Origin of the sequence: Rhodococcus gannanensis (assembly GCF_042681175.1) — a bacterium.
Taxonomy (GTDB): Bacteria; Actinomycetota; Actinomycetes; order Mycobacteriales; family Mycobacteriaceae; genus Rhodococcus_G; species Rhodococcus_G gannanensis.
Map to the genome: position 1 here is coordinate 234176 of NZ_JBHUFB010000019.1, position 17965 is coordinate 252140.

Below are 17965 nucleotides of genomic sequence, written 5' to 3' on the forward strand. Positions count from 1 at the left end.
GACGTGGCCCGTCCCACCCAGTCCGGATTTCAGCGCACCCTTCGCCGCCCCATCGAGGAGCGAAGCCCGCTGGCGCTCGGGATCGCCGCCGTCGCCCTCATCGTCCTGACCCTGGCCGTGCTCCTCGGCATCTCCCGCTTCGGCGCCGGAACCGTCCGATACGAGGGCGAATTCGCGCAGGCTGCCGGTATCTCCCCGGGGGACATGGTCAGCGTCGCCGGAGTGCAGGTCGGTTCGGTCGCGGCGACCCGGTTGGAAGGCGACCGCGTCGTCGTCGCGTTCGACGTCGACGGGAACGTCGCGGTTGGCCCGCAGTCCCAGGCGTCGATCAAACTGACCACCCTGCTCGGCACCCGGTACGTGGAGCTGCGCCCGGCTGGCGCGGGCGAGCTGCCCGATCGACTGATCCCGTTGTCCAACACAGCTGTTCCCTATGACCTCCAACAGGTGCTGGCCGACTCGACGACCACCTTCGAGGAGGTCGACGCGGCCGGCATCGGTGACGCGATGACGACGCTCGCAACCCAACTCGAGGGCACCCCCGAACTCGTCCCACAGGTACTGGCGAACATGGAGAGTCTCTCTGCGATCCTCGCGGACCGGCGAGCGCAGATCGGAACCCTGCTCCAGAGCACCCAGACCCTGACCGATGCCGTCCACTCCCAGCAGGGTCAGCTCGGTGCGCTGATCCGCGACGGCAACGCGCTCGTCGAGGAGGTCGCCCTGCGGCAGAACACCCTCGAACGACTTCTGTCGTCCACGACAACCCTCGTGGACCGGCTGTCCACCACCCTCGTCGAGCACCGTCCCGAGGTGGATGCCCTGCTGGCCAGCCTGCAGAACCTGCTCGGCACCCTGAGCGCCAACGACGCACTGCTGCGGAACACCTTGGAGGTCCTGCCCGTGGGAATCCGGAACTTCACCAACGCCTCCGGCACCGCCAACGAGATCGACTTCACGGCGCCGTCGGGGCCCCTCATCGACTCGTGGATGTGCGCGATCAGCGGACACGCCGAATTGCGGGGACTGCCGCCCTACTTCCAGGATTGCCGTTGAGAGCGCGGAAGGCCGTCATCGGATTCGTCGTCGCCGGCACCGTGCTGGCCCTCGGGTCGTGGTGTGTCGGGAGCGCCGTGGCCTCCGAGGACTCGATCGAGGTGACCGCCCTGTTCGACAGCGGCGCCGGCCTGTACCTCGGCAACGACGTGTCGGTACTGGGCATGCCGGTCGGCTCGGTCACCCGAATCGAGCCGCAGGGAACACAGGTCGCCGTCACGATGTCGATCGACGGCGGTACCGACATCCCGGCGGACGCGACCGCGGTGACGGTGTCCACGTCGGTCCTCACCGACCGGCACGTCGAGTTCACGCCGCCCTACACGGGCGGTCCGACCCTCGCGGACGGTGACGTCATCGGGCTCGACCACACACGCACCCCGATCGAGTTCGATCGCCTGATCGCGATGGCCGACAACATGGCCGTCGAACTCCAGGGCGACGGGCAGGGCAGCGGCCCCGTCGCCGACCTGCTCGGTGTCAGCGCCGCGATGACCGTCGGCAACGGGCCCGCCATGTCCTCCGCGCTCTCCCGGCTCTCCGAGGCCCTGCGCCTCGGCGACGACCAGGGCGAGGCGACGGCGAACGCGGTCACCGACATCGTGGACAACCTGGCCTCGCTGAGCAGCGCATCGGCCGCGAACGAGCAGACGATCAGCGAGTTCGGTTCCACGATCGGACGACTCACCGACGTATTGGCCGCGTCGGAGCTCGGTGCGGGTGACACGGGCGCCAAACTCAACGAGGTCATCGCCCAGGCCACCGATCTCCTCCAGAAGAACCGGGACGGACTGCGCAGCACGGCGACCGATGCGACGACGGTGACGACGTCACTGGTCGACTACCAGCGCCAGATCGCGGAGTTCCTCGACCTCGCCCCGCTGCTGATGGACAACGCGTACAACGCGATCGATCGGCAGAACCGCACCGCGCGCGTGCACGCGCAGCTGGAGAAGGTGTTCTTCGACGGGCAGCTGGTCAAGGAGGTGTGCAACCTGCTCGGCATGCGGCAGTTGGGTTGCAGCACCGGAACACTCGCCGACTTCGGACCGGACTTCGGAATCAGCGGAATGCTGGAAGGGATTGCGGGGTTGCCGCGATGAGCACTCGACGCCTTCGACTTGCCGGTCTCGCCACCCTCACGGTGGTGTCGACCTCCGCCTGTTCGGTGGGCCTGGAAGATCTGCCGCTCCCGGCGCCCGGGGTCGACGGGCCCTCGTACACCCTCACCGCCACCTTCTCCAACGCGCTCAACCTGCCCGCCTCGGCGAAGGTGAAGCGGTCGGGCGTCGACATCGGCGAGGTGGAGTCGATGGCCGTGGACAACTACTCGGCGGTGGTCACCATGAGCATCCTGGACGACGTGCAACTCCCGGTCGGAACCACGGCCGAACTGCGTTCGGCGACCCCACTGGGCGACATCTTCGTCGCGCTCTCACCGCCCGCCGACGCTCCCCCCGACGCCGAGATGCTGGCGGACGGCGCCAACATCCCCGAGGAGTCGACCTCCGCCGCGGCCACCATCGAGGACGTGCTGACGACGGCCGCACTGCTGGTGAACGGCGGTGTCCTGCGGGACACCACGAAGATCGTCAACGGGCTCGGAGCCGCCGTCGGTGACCGCGGCGACGGCCTCACCCGCATCATCGACCAGTCGACGCAGTTGATCGGAAATCTCGCGGCCCGCAACGGCGAGTTGCAGAACGTGCTCGGCGAAACCGCCACCCTGACATCGACGTTGGCGGGTCAGCAGCAGACGATCGACGACGTACTGAGCGCAGCCGCACCCGCCGCCGGTGCGGTGGCCGTGAACACGGACCAGACCCTCGCGCTGGTCGCCGAACTGGACCGGATCACAACACAGCTCGAGCGGTACCCGTCGATCGCCGGAACCGCGCCGGGCGGACTCGTCGCGGACCTGAACACCATCGCCGACGAACTCGCCCGGGCCGCGAACAATCCCGACGCGGACCTGACGGCGGTGAACAAGATGCTCGCCCCGATCATCAAGATCACCAACTCGACGTCGGCGCATCCCCACGCCGATCTCGAGGACCTCGCGATCGGCGCCCTCGCCGACCCGAACCATCCGGGCGATCCCGGCAGCCGCGTTCCCGACGCCACCGATTCCGCCGCCTTCGCCGGAACCATCGCCTACACCCTGCAACGGCTGCGGGACCGAGTGTTCGGACCCGGCCGATGATCGGCCGCATGGGGAACGCCGCCGCAGGGGCCGTGGTGTCCTCGGTCCGGTTCGTCCACGCCCGGCGCCTCGCGGCGTCGGCGTGGGGTCTGGCCCTGATCCTCGTACTCGGACTCGGCTACCTGACGCTGGGCGTCTTCGGTGTTCGCCCGACCGAGTCCACGATGACCGTCCGGGTGCACCTCGCGGACAGCGGTGGTCTGCTGCCGAACCAGAACGTCACCCTCCGCGGTGTACCGATCGGCCGCGTGAACTCACTGGAACTGGCCGACGACGGTGTCGTCGCGGTGGCGACGATCGACGACTCGACCCAGATACCCGTCGGCGGCGAGGTTCGCGTCGCGGGCCTGTCGCTCGCCGGCGAGCAGTACCTCGACTTCCGGCCGACCACCGACGAGGCGCCGTACCTGACGGACGGAGCGGAGGTGGCGATGGAGGACACGGCCACGCCGGTTCCGTTGTCGCAGATGATGGGCAACCTCGACGGCATGCTCGCCCAGATCGATCCCGCCGACGTCGAGGCGATCGTCGACGAGCTCGGTATGAGCCCGGCGGGTCCGGAGAAGCTCGCCGACATCATCGACGGCGGCACCTTCCTCCTGAACACCCTCGACGCTGTGCTCCCGCAGACGGTCGATCTGCTGAACACGAGCAAGGTCGCCCTCGGAACCCTGGGTGACGGCAGCCGTATGCAGGAGTCGGCCGCGAACCTGCGGCAGGTGCTGGGTGGAATCGAGGCCAAGGACTCCGGTCTGCGCACCCTGCTCGACCGCACGCCCGGCGCCCTGCAGACCATCGACGCCGTCATCGCCGACAACTCACCGACCATGGTGAAGCTGCTCGGGAACCTCGCCACCGTCGCGCAACTCACCACCGTTCGGGTGCCGGCACTCCAGGAGTTCTTCTTCCCGAAGTACCGCGACGGCTCGACGCTCGAGGCATTGTCCGAGGTGTTCCGCGACGGCGGTGTCTGGGCTGCCGTCAACTTCTACCCGCGCGTCTCCTGCGACTACGACGTGCCGCGGCTGCCCCCGTGGCAGGCCGACTTTCCGGAGCCCTATCTGAATGTGGACTGCCAGAACCCGGATCAGTCCCTGCTGGTCCGTGGGGCCCGGAACGCCCCTCGCCCCGACGACGGGTTCGCGGGCCCCGATCCGAACGCGGACCGGCTCCAGAAGGCCAGTCCGAGTCCCGTCGGCCCGTACTCGATCCCCCTGCCCTACGCCGGACCCGACCTCGCCACCGTGCCTCTGCCCGGCACCACCGGAGAATGACCAAGGAGAGCGCCATGAGCACCGAAACCGACACGAACGCACCGACCACCGGACCCGACCCGGTCGAGCCCGACACCACCGAGACCGACGACATCAAGGCCGCCACCGACGTGGGAGGGGACGACGGTCCGGACGCCGACGACGTCGATTCGGCGGAGGCCGCGCGGGACCGAGGATGGTCCAGGAGGATCGGGATCATCGCGCTGATCGTGGTGACGGTCGCGTCGCTGGCCTGCGCGGTCGTCATCGGCTGGATGCTGAAGAACGCCCACGACGTCGACTCGGCCGCCGAGCAGGCGAGAGCGACCGCCCGCAACTACGCGGTGACGCTGACCAGTGTGGACTCGGGTGACCTCGACAAGAACTTCGACGACGTTCTGGCAGGCGCGACCGGCGAGTTCAAGGACATGTACAGCGAATCCAGTGAGCAGCTCAAGCAGCTGCTGGTGGACAACTCCGCCTCGGCCACGGGAACCGTCGTCGACGACGGCATCAAGTCCGCGACGAAGACCAAGGTCGAGGTACTCCTGTTCGTCGACCAGACCGTCACCAACTCGGTGACCCCGGAACCGCGCCTCGACCGGAGCCGGGTCGTGATGACGATGGAACTGGTCGACGGCCAATGGCTGGCCTCGAAGGTCGACCTGCCCTGACGACGGTGCGGTGCGGGCAGATCCGAATCGAGCCCTGCGGCGGCCGGCGGATCCACGGGACCCGACCGGCCGCCAGGGCGTTCACTTCCCGGACGACTCGCGGAGCGCAGCACGCGGGCACTGCAGGATGGCGTCACGCACCCGATCCTCCATCTCCGCCGGCACCGGTCCCGGCGTCAGGATCAGCTCCTCGTCGTCGTTCAGGTCGAACACCTGCGGGGCCAGGCCCACGCAGATCGCGTTCGACTCGCACAGGTCGTAGTCGGCCTCGACGTACATCACCCACTCCATCCTTGGATCGCGGTCGGCGACGGCTGCGCCGAGTCCGATGTTCTGATCGCGCGGTGTGCGCCGATGCTCACTGCTGCACCGGCTCCCGGTCCGGTTCACGATCGTGTCCGTGCTCGCCGAGGGCCGGCGGCGGTCCGTACCGGGGTTCGTATCCGGCGATCCTGATCGGGCTGGCGACCAACTCGTAGTCGCCCGCTCGCACCACCGCCCCCGGGGTCCGGCGCAGCGCCTCGGGAAGCGTGCGCACCGCCGCCGCCGGGACTCCCCGCGGCCTCAGTCGCGCTTCCCAGTTCTCCGCGGTGTCCGTCGTCAGCACCGAACCGACCACCGCCAGCAGTTCCTCGCGCCGGCTCACCCGTTCGGCCATGGTCTCGAACCCGTCGATCCCGGCCTCCGTCGCGAAGGCCCGCCAGAACCCGTCGTGGGTGACGAACAGGGCCAGGTGTCCGGCTTCCGTCGGGAACAACTGCGCGGGAACGTAATAGGAATGCGCACCGTTCTCCGCGCGACGGGGCTCGACACCGTCGTTGAGATAAGCGGCGGCACGGTAGTTCAGCTGCGACAGCATGACGTCGCGGAGGGAGACGTCGACCTGCCCGCCACGCCCCGACAGCAGGTGCGCGACCAGCCCGAGTGCCGCGGTCAGCCCCGTCGAGTTGTCCGCGGCGGAGTACCCCGGCAGCGTCGGCGGGCCGTCCGGAGCACCGGTGAGGGCGGCGACCCCGGTTTCCGCCTGCAGCACGTAGTCGAACGCGGGGTGGTCGCCGTCGTCCAGTCCGTACCCGGTGAGCGCCACGCACACGATCCGCTCGTTCCACTGCCGCATCGACTCGTAGTCGAGGCCGTACTTGCGGATGGCCGACGGCTTGAGGTTGACGATCAGCCCGTGTGCCTCCGACGCCAGCTCACCCAGCCGCGCACGTCCGTCGGCAGTACCGAGATCGAGACAGATGCTGCGCTTCCCCCGGTTGAGGCTCGCGAAGTACGAGTCGCTCACCTGCCGGGACAGGTCGCCGGTCGGGGGTTCGATCTTGGTCACCTCGGCACCGAGATCGGCGAGCATCATCGTGGCGTACGGGCCGGCGAGAATGTGTCCGACCTCGAGGATCCTGATACCCGCCAGGGGCCCCGACGACTGCGGACCGTCCGTCACCGCAGCTCCTTCACCAACTCGGCGACGACTTCCCGGGTCCGGTACTTCGACGCCACCAGTTCGTCCCGGGTGTCGCCGATCGGCAGCAGGCGCATCGAGATGTCGGTGGCCCCGGCCTCGGCGTACCGCCGGAAGCCCGCCATGATCGCCTCCTCGTCGCCCGCGATGCACAGGTCACCGACGTTGCGGACGTTCCCATGTTCGAGCAGTCGCTGGTAGTTGGGGGATACCTCGGCCTCCGCGAGGATGCGATTGGCCCGCTCGCGCGCCGTGTCGACCTCCGACGGCCGGCACAGGCACACCGGCAGACCCGCAACGATCCGCGGAGCGGGCTTGCCTGCGTTGGCCGCCGCCTTCCTGATGCGCGGCGCGATGTGCTCGGCGATGTTGCGGTCGTCGGCCATCCACAGCACCGTGCCGTCCGCCCGCTCCCCCGCGATGCTCAGCATCACGGGACCGAGCGCGGCCACGAAGACGGGCATGGGGCCGACCGGGGGCAGGTCGAGCGGGTTGTGCACCGTGAACGTGTCGTTCTCGACATCCACGCCGCCCGTCCCCGCGAGCGCCGCGTTCAACACGTCCAGGTAGTCGCGGGTGTACTTGGCCGGCTTCTCGTAGGGCAGGCCCAACATGTCCTGCACGATCCAGTGGTGAGAGGGGCCGACGCCGAGCGCGAGCCGTCCTCCGATCGCGGCGTGCACCGACAGCGCCTGCCGCGACAACGCGATCGGGTGCTGCGCCTGCAGCGGCACGACCGCGGTGCCGATCTCGATCGTCGACGTCCGCTGCCCCATCAGCGCGACCGCCGTCAGGGCGTCGAAGTCGTTGGGCACCTGCGGAACCCACACGCTGTCCAGGCCCGCGGACTCCGCCCACTCGACATCCGCCATCATCCGGGACACCTTCTTGGCGGAGTCCCCCCGCTCCGGCCCCACCATCACACCGATCCGCACGCTACCTCCAGATTGACGAGTTGAGTTGTCCTGCGCTTCGATTCACGACTCGCCGTCGCCGGTGAGCTTGCGCACCTCGGTGACCAGGACGTCGAGGGGAGTGCTCGTCGGGAACACCGCGGCGGCACCCGCGTCGAGCAGCTTCGGGACGTCGGCCAGCGGGATGGTCCCGCCGACGATCACGGCGATGTCACCGGCGTCGGCCTCCCGAAGGGCGTCGATCACCCGGGTGGTGAGCGCGACGTGCGCACCGGAGAGAATGCTCAGCCCGACGACGGCGACGTCCTCCTGCAGTGCGATGGAGACGATGTCCTCGATCCGCTGGCGGATACCGGTGTAGACGACCTCGAAGCCGGCGTCGCGCAGGGCTCGGGCGACGATCTTGGCGCCCCGGTCGTGTCCGTCGAGTCCGGGCTTGGCGACGAGGATGCGGGCGGTCATCAGAACACCACCGGCTGCTGGAACTCGCCCCACACGGCCTTGAGCGACGACACCATCTCGCCGACCGTGCAGTAGGCGTTGGCGCAGTCGATCAGTGAGTGCATCAGGTTGTCCGTTCCTTCCGCCGCGCGGGACAGGGCGGCGAGGGTGCTGCGGACCTGGTCCGGATCGCGTTCCGCCTTGACCTTCGCCAGCCGCTTGAGTTGGAGTTCGCGCCCCTCGGCGTCGAGTTCGTAGGTACCGATCTCGGGGGCGGGTTCGTTGGAGGTGAACTTGTTGACGCCGACGACGGGACGCTCACCGGATTCGATCTGCTTGTGCAGGGTGTACGCCTCGTCGGCGATCAGACCCTGGAGGTAGCCGTCCTCGATGGCGCGGACCATGCCGCCGTGCTGCTCGAGGTCGGCCATGATCTCGATGATCTTCTCCTCGGTGGCGTCGGTGAGCGCCTCGACGAAGTAGGAACCGCCGAGTGGGTCGGCGACGCGGGTGACCCCGGTCTCGTACGCGAGGATCTGCTGCGTCCGCAGGGCGAGCGTCGCCGACTCCTCACTCGGGAGGGCGAACGGTTCGTCCCAGGCCGCGGTGAACATCGACTGCACGCCACCGAGAACCGAGGCCATCGCCTCGTAGGCGACCCGGACCAGGTTGTTCTGGGCCTGCGGCGCGTAGAGCGAGGCGCCGCCCGCGACGCATCCGAAGCGGAACATCGCCGCCTTGTCGGTGGTGGCGCCGTACCGTTCGCGCACGATGGTGGCCCACCGGCGTCGTCCGGCACGGTACTTCGCGATCTCCTCGAAGAAGTCGCCGTGTGTGTAGAAGAAGAAAGAGATCTGCGGCGCGAACTCGTCGATGGTCATGCGGCCACGCTCGACCACGGTGTCGCAGTATGTGACGCCGTCCGCGAGCGTGAACGCCATTTCCTGCACGGCACTGGCACCTGCGTCCCGGAAGTGCGCTCCCGCAACGGAGATCGCGTTGAACCGCGGAACCTCGGCGGCGCAGAACTCGATCGTGTCCGCGATGAGTCGCAGTGACGGTTCCGGCGGCCAGATCCAGGTGCCGCGCGAGGCGTACTCCTTGAGGATGTCGTTCTGGATCGTCCCGGTCAGCTTCTCGCGCGGCACGCCCTTGCGTTCCGCGGCGGCGACGTAGAAGGCGAGCAGGATCGCCGCCGTGCCGTTGATGGTGAAGCTGGTGCTGATCTTGTCGAGCGGGATCCCGTCGAACAGCACCTCGGCGTCGGCAAGGGTGTCGACCGCGGCGCCCACCCGCCCGACCTCCTCGGTGACCTCCGGATCGTCCGAGTCGTACCCACACTGGGTCGGGAGGTCGAGGGCGACCGACAGTCCGGTTCCACCCTGTTCGAGGAGGTAGCGGTAGCGCCGATTCGACTCCTCGGCGGTACCGAATCCGGAGTACTGGCGGAACGTCCACAGCCGGCCTCGATAGCCGGAGGAGAAGTTGCCGCGGGTGAACGGGAAGGCACCCGGGGCGGGCGGGTCGACACCGATGTCGGTCGGCCCGTAGACCGCCTCCAGGGGGATCCCCGACGAGGTCTCAACGTTGTTGTCCACGACGGATACGATACTTGCAGAAAATGAGAATGCCAATATCATGCGTGAGAACGAGAGCTCAGCACGTGACAGGAGAACGATGTCCGGCCCACAGAACACCCTCGCCGACCGCACCCTGGTCGTCTCCGGCGCGAGCCGCGGAATCGGATTGGCGATCGCCGTCGCCGCAGGCAGGCAGGGAGCGAACGTCGTCCTGCTCGCGAAAACCGCCGAGCCGCACCCGAAACTGCAGGGCACCGTGCACACCGCGGTCGCCGAGATCGAAGCCGCAGGCGGCAAGGCCGTCGCCGTCGTCGGCGACGTCCGGAACGACGAGGACGTCGCTCGCACCGCCGCCACCGCCGTCGAGCGCTTCGGGGGCGTCGACATCTGCGTGAACAACGCCAGCGCGATCGCCCTCGACCCGACGGAAACCCTGTCCGGCAAGAAGTACGACCTCATGCAGGACATCAACTGCAAGGGCACCTTCCAGCTCACCCAGGCGTGCCTGCCGTGCCTGCGAGAGTCGTCGAATCCGCACGTGCTGACGATCGCCCCTCCGGTCAACATGAACCCGTACTGGCTCGGTGCGCATCCCGCGTACACCCTGTCCAAGTACGGAATGACCTTGCTGACACTGGGTTTCGCAGCCGAGTTCGCCGAGGCCGGAATCGCCGCGAACTGCCTCTGGCCGCAGACCTACATCGCCACCTCCGCCGTGGCCAACATGCGGGACGGGGAGACCCTGCTGTCCTCGTCGCGCAGCCCGGAGATCATGGCCGACGCCGCCGTCACGGTCCTGTCCCGGCCCGCACGAACGGCGACCGGACAGTGCTTCATCGATGCCGACGTGCTCACCGAGGCCGGCGTCGAAGATCTCTCGCGCTACGGCGGCGGCGACAACCCACAGCTCGACCTGTTCCTCGACTGACCACCCGGGGGTTTTCCATGTACATCTGCGTGTGCCGCGGCGTGACGCACGACATGGTGGACGACGCCGTGTCCGGCGGCGCCCGGACCTCCGGCGAGGTCGCCGCGGCGTGCGGCGCGGGGGCGGACTGCGGCCGGTGCCGACGGACTGTCCAGGCGATCATCGCCGCCGCATCCGCCGATTCCGAGGCCCGGTCGGCGCACGTCGTCGCCACCTTCGTGACGTCCCGGGTCCGGCACCGACAGGCCGCAGTCCGCACCTGAACCGGGCGGTACCCGTCGCACGCACGTGGGGTTGCCACGACGGGTACCGCCCTTCCACTCCGGTCAGCGGGTTCTGCTCAACACCCGGTCCGCGGCGGCCCAGTGCTCGTCGGCGACCCACAGTCGCGCGAACTCCGCGACAGCCTCTTCCTTCGACGCACCGCCGACGACACGCTTGATCGGCCCCGACGAGGGATTGGCGAGCGAGCGGGCGAGCTGACGCCAGCCGTCGGCGAACGACTCCCGGGGCAACACCCGATCGAGCAGTCCGAGCCGAGCCGCCTCGGCCGCGTCCAGCACATGCCCGGAGCCGGCGAGCATCAGCGCCCGACCCCGACCGACGATGGCCGCCAGCCGCTCGGCACCACCCCAGGCCGGCATGATCGCCAGTGCCACCTGGTTGAATCCGATCCTGATGTCGTCGGCCGCGATGCGGATGTCGGCGGCCACCGCGACCTCCGCCCCGCCACCGAGCGCGTGCCCGTTGAGGGCGGCGATCGTCGGCGCCGGGAAGTGCGCGATGCGGTCGCAGATCGACCGCATCCGCCACGCCATGTCCGCGGCCTGCTCCTCGGTCCGCAGCAGGCTCAACTCCTTGAGGTCGCCCCCGGAGACGAAGGCCTTGTCGCCGCCGCCGGTGATGACGAGCGCCTGTGCACCGGCGGCCTCGTCGAGCGCCTGGTCGAGTTGGTCCATGGTCTCCGGGGCGATGGCGTTGCGGGCGTGCGGGCGGTTGATGGTGACGACCGCCAACCCCTGATCCAACTCGAGATCGACCATGCTCTTTTTCTCCCAACTGATATTGGCATTCTCTTGCTGAGAGAATAATGTATCCGCTGCTGACACAGGGTCGGTCGGACGACCGCGTCGAGGCCGCCCCGGCCCGGCGCCGCGCCGTGACGGGAATTGGAGCATTCGGCATGCGGAACATCCCCCACGAACTGGTCACGCGGTACGAGACGGAAGGGTGGTGGACCGGGGACACGATCGGGGACATGCTCGCCCGCGGCCTCGCCGCCGCCCCGGACGCCGAGTTCAGGGTGCACTCGGCGACGCGACCGTGGTCCGGAACCGTCCGCGACGTCGAACTCGTCGCCCGCAGGCTCGCCGCCGGACTGCGGTCACGCGGCGTCGGCCCCCGCGACGTGATCGCCTTCCAGCTCCCCAACTGGATGGAGGCAGCCGCCGTCTTCTGGGCGTCGTCCCTGCTCGGCGCCACCGTGGTCCCGATCGTTCACTTCTACGGACGCAAGGAACTCGAGTACATCTTCGGCGCCACGGAACCGAAGGTGTTCATCGGCGCAGACGGGTTCGGCCGCACCGAGTTCCACGCCGACCTGTGCGCGGCGGTCCCCGTCGTCGGTGTCGTCGGCGGTTCCGCGGATGCGCCCGCCTTCGATGACCTGCTCGCACCCGAGCCGATGCCGGGACTGCTTCCGGTCGACCCCGCCGAGCCTGCGCTGATCGCCTTCACGTCCGGGACGACCAGCGCGCCCAAGGGTGTCGTCCACGACCACCGGACCCTCGGGTTCGAGACCCGCCAACTCGCCGGCAACTATCCGTCCGACCGAGGCCGCCAGCTCACCGCCGCTCCGGTCGGGCACTTCATCGGCATGGTGAACGCCTTCCTGATTCCGATCCTCGAAGGGTCCGACATCAATCTCGCCGACGTCTGGGACCCCGGAAATGCACTGGCGCTCATGCTGAGTGACGGACTGACCGTCGGCGGAGGCGCCACCTACTTCGTCACCAGCCTGCTCGACCATCCGGACTTCACCGCCGACCACCTGCCGCACATGAAGTACGCCGGCCTCGGCGGATCATCGGTACCGGCGGCGGTGACCACCCGCCTCGACAGCCTCGGCGTGACGGTGTTCCGCTCCTACGGCAGCACCGAGCATCCCTCGATCACGGGTTCGCTGCCGTCCGCACCCCGCGCCAAACGCCTCTTCACCGACGGCAACCCGCGCCCGGGCGTCGAGATCCGGCTCGCGGAGGACGGCGAGATCCTCAGCCGCGGACCGGACCTGTGCCGCGGCTACACCGACCCGGCCCTGACCGAGGCCGCGTTCGACGCGGACGGGTGGTATCACACCGGCGACATCGGAGTGCTCGACGAGGACGGCTACCTCGCCATCACGGATCGCAAGTCCGACATCATCATTCGGGGCGGCGAGAACGTCAGCGCACTCGAGGTGGAGGAGGTACTGCTCACCCTCGCAGGCGTCGCGGAGGCCATCGCCGTCGCCGTGCCCGACGACCGTCTCGGTGAACGCACCGCCGCGGTCGTCCGACTACGCCCCGGAGCGTCCGAGCCCACCCTCGGCGACCTTCGCGACCACTTCGCGCAGGCGGGTCTCGCCAAGCAGAAGTGGCCGGAGGAACTGCACGTCGTCTCCGACTTCCCCCGGACCGCGAGCGGCAAGGTCCAGAAGTTCGTGGTCCGCCGCACCCTGGCCGCGGAACGCCGCGAAACGATTGCCATACTCCCCTGAAGAGAATACGATTCTCTCAATTCGACAAGGAGGATTCCATGAGCAATGTCGATCTGCCGTATCAGCTCTTCGACGCCGACAACCACCTGTACGAGACCAAGGAAGCGCTGACCCGTCACCTGCCGAAGCAGTACGAGGGCGCGATCCAGTACGTCGAGATCAACGGCCGCACCAAGATCGCGGTGCTCGGCCAGATCAGCGAGTACATCCCGAACCCCACCTTCGAGGTGGTGGCCCGGCCGGGTGCGATGGAGGAGTACTTCAAGCACGGCAACCCCGAGGGGAAGAGCCGGCGCGAGATCTTCGGCAAGTCGATGAAGGCGATCGACGCCTTCCGTGACCCGATCGCCCGCCTGAAGGTCATGGACGACCTGCAGCTGCAGCGCGCACTCATGTTCCCGACCCTGGCGAGCCTGGTCGAGGAGCGCATGCGGCACCACCCCGAACTCATCCACGCGGTGGTCCACTCACTGAACCAGTGGATGCTCGAGGACTGGGGCCAGGACGGCAGTTTCGTGCACTCCGGCCGCATCTTCACCGTTCCGGTGATCACCCTGCCGATCGTCGAGAAGGCCATCGAGGAACTGAACTGGGCGGTCGTCGAGCACGGCGCCAAGGCGATCCTCGTCCGCCCCGCCCCGGTTCCCGGCTTGCACGGCATGCGCTCGTTCGCGCTCCCCGAGTTCGATCCGTTCTGGAAGCGGGTCGTCGAGCTCGACGTGCTCGTCACCATGCACTCGTCCGACAGCGGATACTCCCGCTTCGACGCGGAATGGGACGGCAACTCGCTCGAGATGCTGCCGTTCCAGACCAACACGTTCGCCATGACCAACCAGTGGCGTCCCGTCACCGACGCCGTCGCCTCCTGGGTGTGCCACGGCGCTCTGAACAGATTTCCGGACCTGAAGATCGCGGTCATCGAGAACGGCTGCGTCTGGCTCGAGCCGCTGATGCAGCAGCTCTCGGACGTCTACAAGAAGGCCCCGGAGGGCTTCGGCTTCCGGGACCCGATCGAGGCGATCAAGCAGAGCCTCTACGTCAGCCCGTTCTGGGAGGAGGATCTGCAGCGACTGTCCGACACCATCGGCGTCGACCATGTTCTCTTCGGATCCGACTACCCGCACCCCGAGGGCCTCGCCGAGCCGGCACGCTACATCCACGAGATCAAGGACATGCCGCTCGAGAACCAGGCGAAGATCATGGGCGGCAACCTCGCTCGACTGCTCAAGGTATGACCTGGCGGACCATTCCGCAGATGGTGCTCAGTACGGCGGACCGCTTCGGCGATGCCGAAGCGGTCGTCGACGGCCCCCTGCGGATCACCTACATCGAACTCGCCGACCGGATCCGCCGTGCCGCAGGAGCTTTCGCTGCGGCCGGCGTCCGGAAGGGCGACCGGGTGGCGATCTGGGCACCCAACTCCGCCGAATGGATCGTCGCCGCGTTCGGCCTGCTCACCGCAGGCGGAGTACTCGTCCCCGTCAACACCCGATACAAGGCGGACGAGGCCACCGACATCGTCCGGCGCAGCGGCGCGAAACTCGTCCTGGTCCAGAAGGGCTTCCTCGACCTCGACCACACGCTGGACGTGGACGTACCGACCATCGACGTCAAGTCCGACTTCCTCTCCAGCGGTGAGCCGTTCGAGTGCGAGATCGACGGCGAGGACATCGCCGACATCATGTACACCTCCGGGACCACCGGGCGCCCCAAGGGCGTGATGATGAACCACCTCCAGACGCTGAGGATGTTCTCGGAGTGGTGCGATCTCGCCGACCTGCGTCAAGGCGACCGGTACCTGATCGTCAACCCGTTCTTCCACATGTTCGGCTACAAGGCGGGACTGGTCGCATCGATGATCCGCGGCGCCACGGTGCTCCCCGTCGCCGTGCTCGATGTCGAGGACGTGCTGGACCTCGTCGAGCGGGAGAAGGTCACGATGCTGCCCGGCCCGCCGACCCTGTACCAGTCGCTGCTGTCCGCGCCGCGTGACCGGGACCTGTCCTCGCTTCGCGCGGCGGTCACCGGATCGGCGGACATCCCCGTCGAACTGATCAAACGGATCAAGAGCGATCTTCCGTTCGAGACGATCATGACCGGGTACGGGCTCAGCGAGGGCGGCACGGCCACCGCGTCCCGACCCGGCGACACCTTCGAACAGATCGCAACGACCGTCGGAACACCCTGCGACGGAATCGAAGTGCGCATCGCCGACGACGGCGAGGTGCTGATCCGCGGCTACAACGTCATGCAGGGCTACCTCGACGATCCCGTCGCGACGGCGGAGGCGATCGACGCGGACGGCTGGTTGCACACCGGCGACCTCGGTGAACTCGACTCGGGTGGCCGGCTGCGCATCATCGGCCGTAAGAAGGACATGTTCATCGTCGGCGGGTTCAATGCCTACCCCGCCGAGATCGAGGGGTTCTACCTGGAGCACCCGGACGTCGACCAGGTGGCCGTGATCGGTGTTCCCGACGAGCGGCTCGGGCAGGTCGGCAAGGCGTTCGTCGTGCCGAAGCGGCCGGTCTCCGCCGACGAGCTGATCGCCTGGGGGCGCGAACGCATGGCCGGGTTCAAAGCACCCCGGTACGTCGAGTTCCTCGACGCACTCCCACTGAACGCAACGGGAAAAGTCGTGAAAGACCAATTGCGGTAAACAATCTCCACTACAGTTCCGGACACCCGCCACACGAAGGAGGAACCCATGTCGACAGACGCGGCAATGCTCGAGCATGCAATGAAGTGGCGGCACTGGAACGGCGGGCCGGACGAGGACATCTTCGTCGCGTTCGGCATCCCCCCACAGCAGTACTTCCACCGCGTGCGCCGGATCCTCACCGGATCCGGTCGCGGCACCCTCGACCCCGCCGTCGTCGCGGAGTTGATGGACGTGTGCAACCGCCGCATTCACCCGCCGATGGCACAGGCCAGCTGACCACCGGCGCGACGCCACTCCCTCCAGCCACCCGTGCCGAGCACCGCACATGCGCTCGGCACGGGTCGCCGCACGGCTCCTCTGCTCGACACCGTGTCCGTCGACACGACGCCTACCGGGCCGGAGTGAACTCGATGTGGAGTTCGACGAGACCACGCAACAGGAACGTGGGCTCGTAGGTGTATCGGCGATTTCCCGCCGGGCCGTGCACCGACTCGCTGATACCGATGTCGCTCATCCGGTCGAGGAGCCGGTTCAGCGTCACGTGACCCTCCATGCGGGCCAGCGGCGCTCCCGCACAGGTGTGCAGCCCCCTGCCGAACGCAACATGATCGTGCGCGTTCCTCCGGTCGAGCCGGAACTCGTTCGGATCCTCGAACTTGCGCGGATCACGGTTCGCGGCAGCGAGACCCAGCATCACCACGGTTCCGGCCGGAACGTCGAGATCGCCGATCCTGGTGGACGTGCGGGCGAGCCGGAAGTCGACCTTCGTCGGGCTGTCGAAGCGAAGCGATTCCTCGACGAAGGCTCGGATGAGACCGCGATCCTCACGCAGGATCGATTGGTACTCCGGTCGGTCACCGAGAACCCGCAGTGCCGAACTGAGAAGCTTCGTCACCGTTTCCTGGCCTGCGGCGAACAGGAAGGTTGCGGGTCGCACCAGTTCCATCAGCTCCGGGGTGGATCCGTCCGGGTACGTTGCCGTGGCCAGTCCGCTGAGGATGTCGCCGACCGGTTCACGTCGGCGCTCGGCGAGGTAGCCGCGGAACCGGTCGTCCAGATAGTCGAGAGGGTTCGTCCCCACCGGCTCGTGGTCGAGCGCCCCGACCCGGGTGCCGGGCCGCTCACCCGCCCCCAGCACCCGGCGGAACTCCTCGCGATCCTGCGCCGGAACCCCGAGCAGGTCGGTGATCGCCAATGTGGCAAACGGTTTGGCGAACTCGCCGAGGAACTCGCACCTGCCGTTGTCGATGAACTCGTCGATCTGCTGGTTCGCCAGATCCCACAGGTACTCTTCGTTCTCCTTCAGTCGCTTCGGTGTGAGCATCCGGCCCAGCAGTGACCGCGCACGGGTGTGGTCGGGTGGATCCATCGTCACGATGTGTTCAAAGATCGGAAACCGGTGGCGGTGCGATTCGATCTGGGCGGTGATGTCGTCTCCCTCCGGTACGAACGGCAACGGAGGGAACGGTCCACCGATCGAGTTGACGGCCGAGAGTGCTTCGGTGTTCTTGAACGCCTCGATCACCTCCTGGTGGCCGGTGACCGCCACCACGCCGTAGTGCGGCTCACGGAAGACCGGGTTACGGCCCCGGAGGTGGTCGAAGTACTCGAAGGGATCCTGTGCGACGTTCCCGTCGGAGAAGAAGTCGACTGTGTCGAGATCGGTCATCTTGTCACTGCCTTTCGGATGACGGGGCTGACGTGGCGGGCGGGTCGACGATGCTGATGGCCTGGCGTGGGCATGCGCCGATCGCCGACTCCGCCAGAGGCCACGACGCGGCCGGCGGGTTCTCGTCGCACGTCGCGATCTCGTCGTCGCCGAGGCGGAAGATCTCGGGTGCGATCTCGACGCACAGTGCATGCGCCTCGCACGCGGCGCGATCGACATGTAGGCGTGTGGGCGATCCCGTCATCGGGCGCTCCCCAATCGTGGATTCGGATTCGACCGGCTGTACGTCCGCGCGTGCGGACCGCCGGCGACTCGAGGGTGAGTAACACAGTTACTGCCGGTACGATAACTGGGTTACTCCAATG

General features: G+C 67.9%; 19 protein-coding genes. 11 read left to right on the plus strand and 8 right to left on the minus strand.

Features of this window, described 5'->3' with window-relative positions; genetic code table 11:
- The first annotated feature begins 3 nt into the window (after positions 1 to 3).
- The 5 genes from ACFSJG_RS20485 to ACFSJG_RS20505 are packed head-to-tail and all read left to right on the plus strand — an operon-like array spanning position 4 to position 5186.
- On the plus strand, positions 4 to 1056 hold the full coding sequence (locus tag ACFSJG_RS20485; protein ID WP_378487076.1) for an MCE family protein: 1053 nt from the start codon (positions 4 to 6) through the stop codon (positions 1054 to 1056).
- On the plus strand, positions 1047 to 2159 hold the full coding sequence (locus ACFSJG_RS20490) for an MlaD family protein (protein ID WP_378487077.1): 1113 nt from the start codon (positions 1047 to 1049) through the stop codon (positions 2157 to 2159). The genes ACFSJG_RS20485 and ACFSJG_RS20490 overlap by 10 nt, the downstream gene beginning before the upstream one ends.
- Positions 2156 to 3259 (plus strand): MlaD family protein, encoded by a 1104-nt coding sequence (locus ACFSJG_RS20495; RefSeq protein ID WP_378487078.1) that lies wholly within the window; start codon positions 2156 to 2158, stop codon positions 3257 to 3259. Before ACFSJG_RS20490 ends, ACFSJG_RS20495 begins: the two co-directional genes overlap by 4 nt.
- Before the next feature lie 8 nt (positions 3260 to 3267).
- Positions 3268 to 4533, plus strand: a complete 1266-nt coding sequence (locus tag ACFSJG_RS20500) for an MlaD family protein (RefSeq protein ID WP_378487079.1) — start codon at positions 3268 to 3270, stop codon at positions 4531 to 4533.
- Between the two features lie 14 nt (positions 4534 to 4547).
- Positions 4548 to 5186 (plus strand): flagellar basal body-associated FliL family protein, encoded by a 639-nt coding sequence (locus ACFSJG_RS20505; RefSeq protein WP_378487080.1) that lies wholly within the window; start codon positions 4548 to 4550, stop codon positions 5184 to 5186.
- Positions 5187 to 5267: 81 nt separating this feature from the next.
- Here ACFSJG_RS20505 and ACFSJG_RS20510 read toward each other — a convergent pair whose 3' ends face one another.
- The 5 genes from ACFSJG_RS20510 to ACFSJG_RS20530 form a co-directional block, all read right to left on the minus strand.
- A complete protein-coding gene (locus tag ACFSJG_RS20510; RefSeq protein WP_378487207.1) occupies positions 5268 to 5465 on the minus strand; it encodes a ferredoxin in 198 nt (65 codons plus the stop codon).
- 79 nt (positions 5466 to 5544) lie between these two features.
- Positions 5545 to 6630, minus strand: a complete 1086-nt coding sequence (locus ACFSJG_RS20515) for a CaiB/BaiF CoA transferase family protein (RefSeq protein WP_378487081.1) — start codon at positions 6628 to 6630, stop codon at positions 5545 to 5547.
- Entirely contained in the window at positions 6627 to 7583 is a 957-nt protein-coding gene (locus tag ACFSJG_RS20520; RefSeq protein WP_378487082.1) for an LLM class F420-dependent oxidoreductase, read from the minus strand. The genes ACFSJG_RS20515 and ACFSJG_RS20520 overlap by 4 nt, the downstream gene beginning before the upstream one ends.
- 42 nt (positions 7584 to 7625) lie before the next feature.
- Positions 7626 to 8024: a cobalamin B12-binding domain-containing protein gene (locus tag ACFSJG_RS20525; protein ID WP_378487083.1), complete on the minus strand. Its 399-nt coding sequence runs from the start codon at positions 8022 to 8024 to the stop codon at positions 7626 to 7628.
- Positions 8024 to 9601: a methylmalonyl-CoA mutase family protein gene (locus tag ACFSJG_RS20530; protein ID WP_378487084.1), complete on the minus strand. Its 1578-nt coding sequence runs from the start codon at positions 9599 to 9601 to the stop codon at positions 8024 to 8026. Before ACFSJG_RS20530 ends, ACFSJG_RS20525 begins: the two co-directional genes overlap by 1 nt.
- Before the next feature lie 79 nt (positions 9602 to 9680).
- Here ACFSJG_RS20530 and ACFSJG_RS20535 point away from each other — a divergent pair, with 79 nt between their 5' ends.
- Positions 9681 to 10511, plus strand: coding sequence for an SDR family oxidoreductase (locus tag ACFSJG_RS20535; RefSeq protein ID WP_378487085.1), 831 nt, complete (start codon positions 9681 to 9683; stop codon positions 10509 to 10511).
- Between the two features lie 17 nt (positions 10512 to 10528).
- Positions 10529 to 10774: a (2Fe-2S)-binding protein gene (locus ACFSJG_RS20540; RefSeq protein WP_378487086.1), complete on the plus strand. Its 246-nt coding sequence runs from the start codon at positions 10529 to 10531 to the stop codon at positions 10772 to 10774.
- 63 nt (positions 10775 to 10837) lie between these two features.
- On the opposite strand, the gene ACFSJG_RS20545 is transcribed toward ACFSJG_RS20540, so the two are convergent.
- Positions 10838 to 11554 (minus strand): enoyl-CoA hydratase/isomerase family protein, encoded by a 717-nt coding sequence (locus ACFSJG_RS20545; protein ID WP_378487087.1) that lies wholly within the window; start codon positions 11552 to 11554, stop codon positions 10838 to 10840.
- Positions 11555 to 11694: 140 nt separating this feature from the next.
- Between ACFSJG_RS20545 and ACFSJG_RS20550 the strand changes: the two genes are divergently transcribed.
- Genes ACFSJG_RS20550 through ACFSJG_RS20565 form a run of 4 tightly spaced genes read left to right on the plus strand, consistent with a single transcriptional unit; the run spans position 11695 to position 16207 of the window.
- Positions 11695 to 13269, plus strand: a complete 1575-nt coding sequence (locus ACFSJG_RS20550; protein ID WP_378487088.1) for an AMP-binding protein — start codon at positions 11695 to 11697, stop codon at positions 13267 to 13269.
- Positions 13270 to 13307: 38 nt separating this feature from the next.
- The gene (locus ACFSJG_RS20555; protein ID WP_378487089.1) at positions 13308 to 14504 is read left to right on the plus strand and encodes an amidohydrolase family protein; all 1197 of its coding nucleotides are present in this window, start codon (positions 13308 to 13310) and stop codon (positions 14502 to 14504) included.
- A complete protein-coding gene (locus ACFSJG_RS20560) occupies positions 14501 to 15928 on the plus strand; it encodes a FadD3 family acyl-CoA ligase (protein WP_378487090.1) in 1428 nt (475 codons plus the stop codon). Before ACFSJG_RS20555 ends, ACFSJG_RS20560 begins: the two co-directional genes overlap by 4 nt.
- Before the next feature lie 48 nt (positions 15929 to 15976).
- Complete coding sequence (locus tag ACFSJG_RS20565) at positions 15977 to 16207, plus strand: hypothetical protein (RefSeq protein WP_378487091.1); 231 nt, start codon at positions 15977 to 15979, stop codon at positions 16205 to 16207.
- A gap of 112 nt (positions 16208 to 16319) precedes the next feature.
- On the opposite strand, the gene ACFSJG_RS20570 is transcribed toward ACFSJG_RS20565, so the two are convergent.
- The gene (locus tag ACFSJG_RS20570) at positions 16320 to 17600 is read right to left on the minus strand and encodes a cytochrome P450 (protein ID WP_378487092.1); all 1281 of its coding nucleotides are present in this window, start codon (positions 17598 to 17600) and stop codon (positions 16320 to 16322) included.
- A gap of 4 nt (positions 17601 to 17604) precedes the next feature.
- Complete coding sequence (locus ACFSJG_RS20575) at positions 17605 to 17844, minus strand: ferredoxin (RefSeq protein WP_378487093.1); 240 nt, start codon at positions 17842 to 17844, stop codon at positions 17605 to 17607.
- Positions 17845 to 17965: the final 121 nt, after the last annotated feature.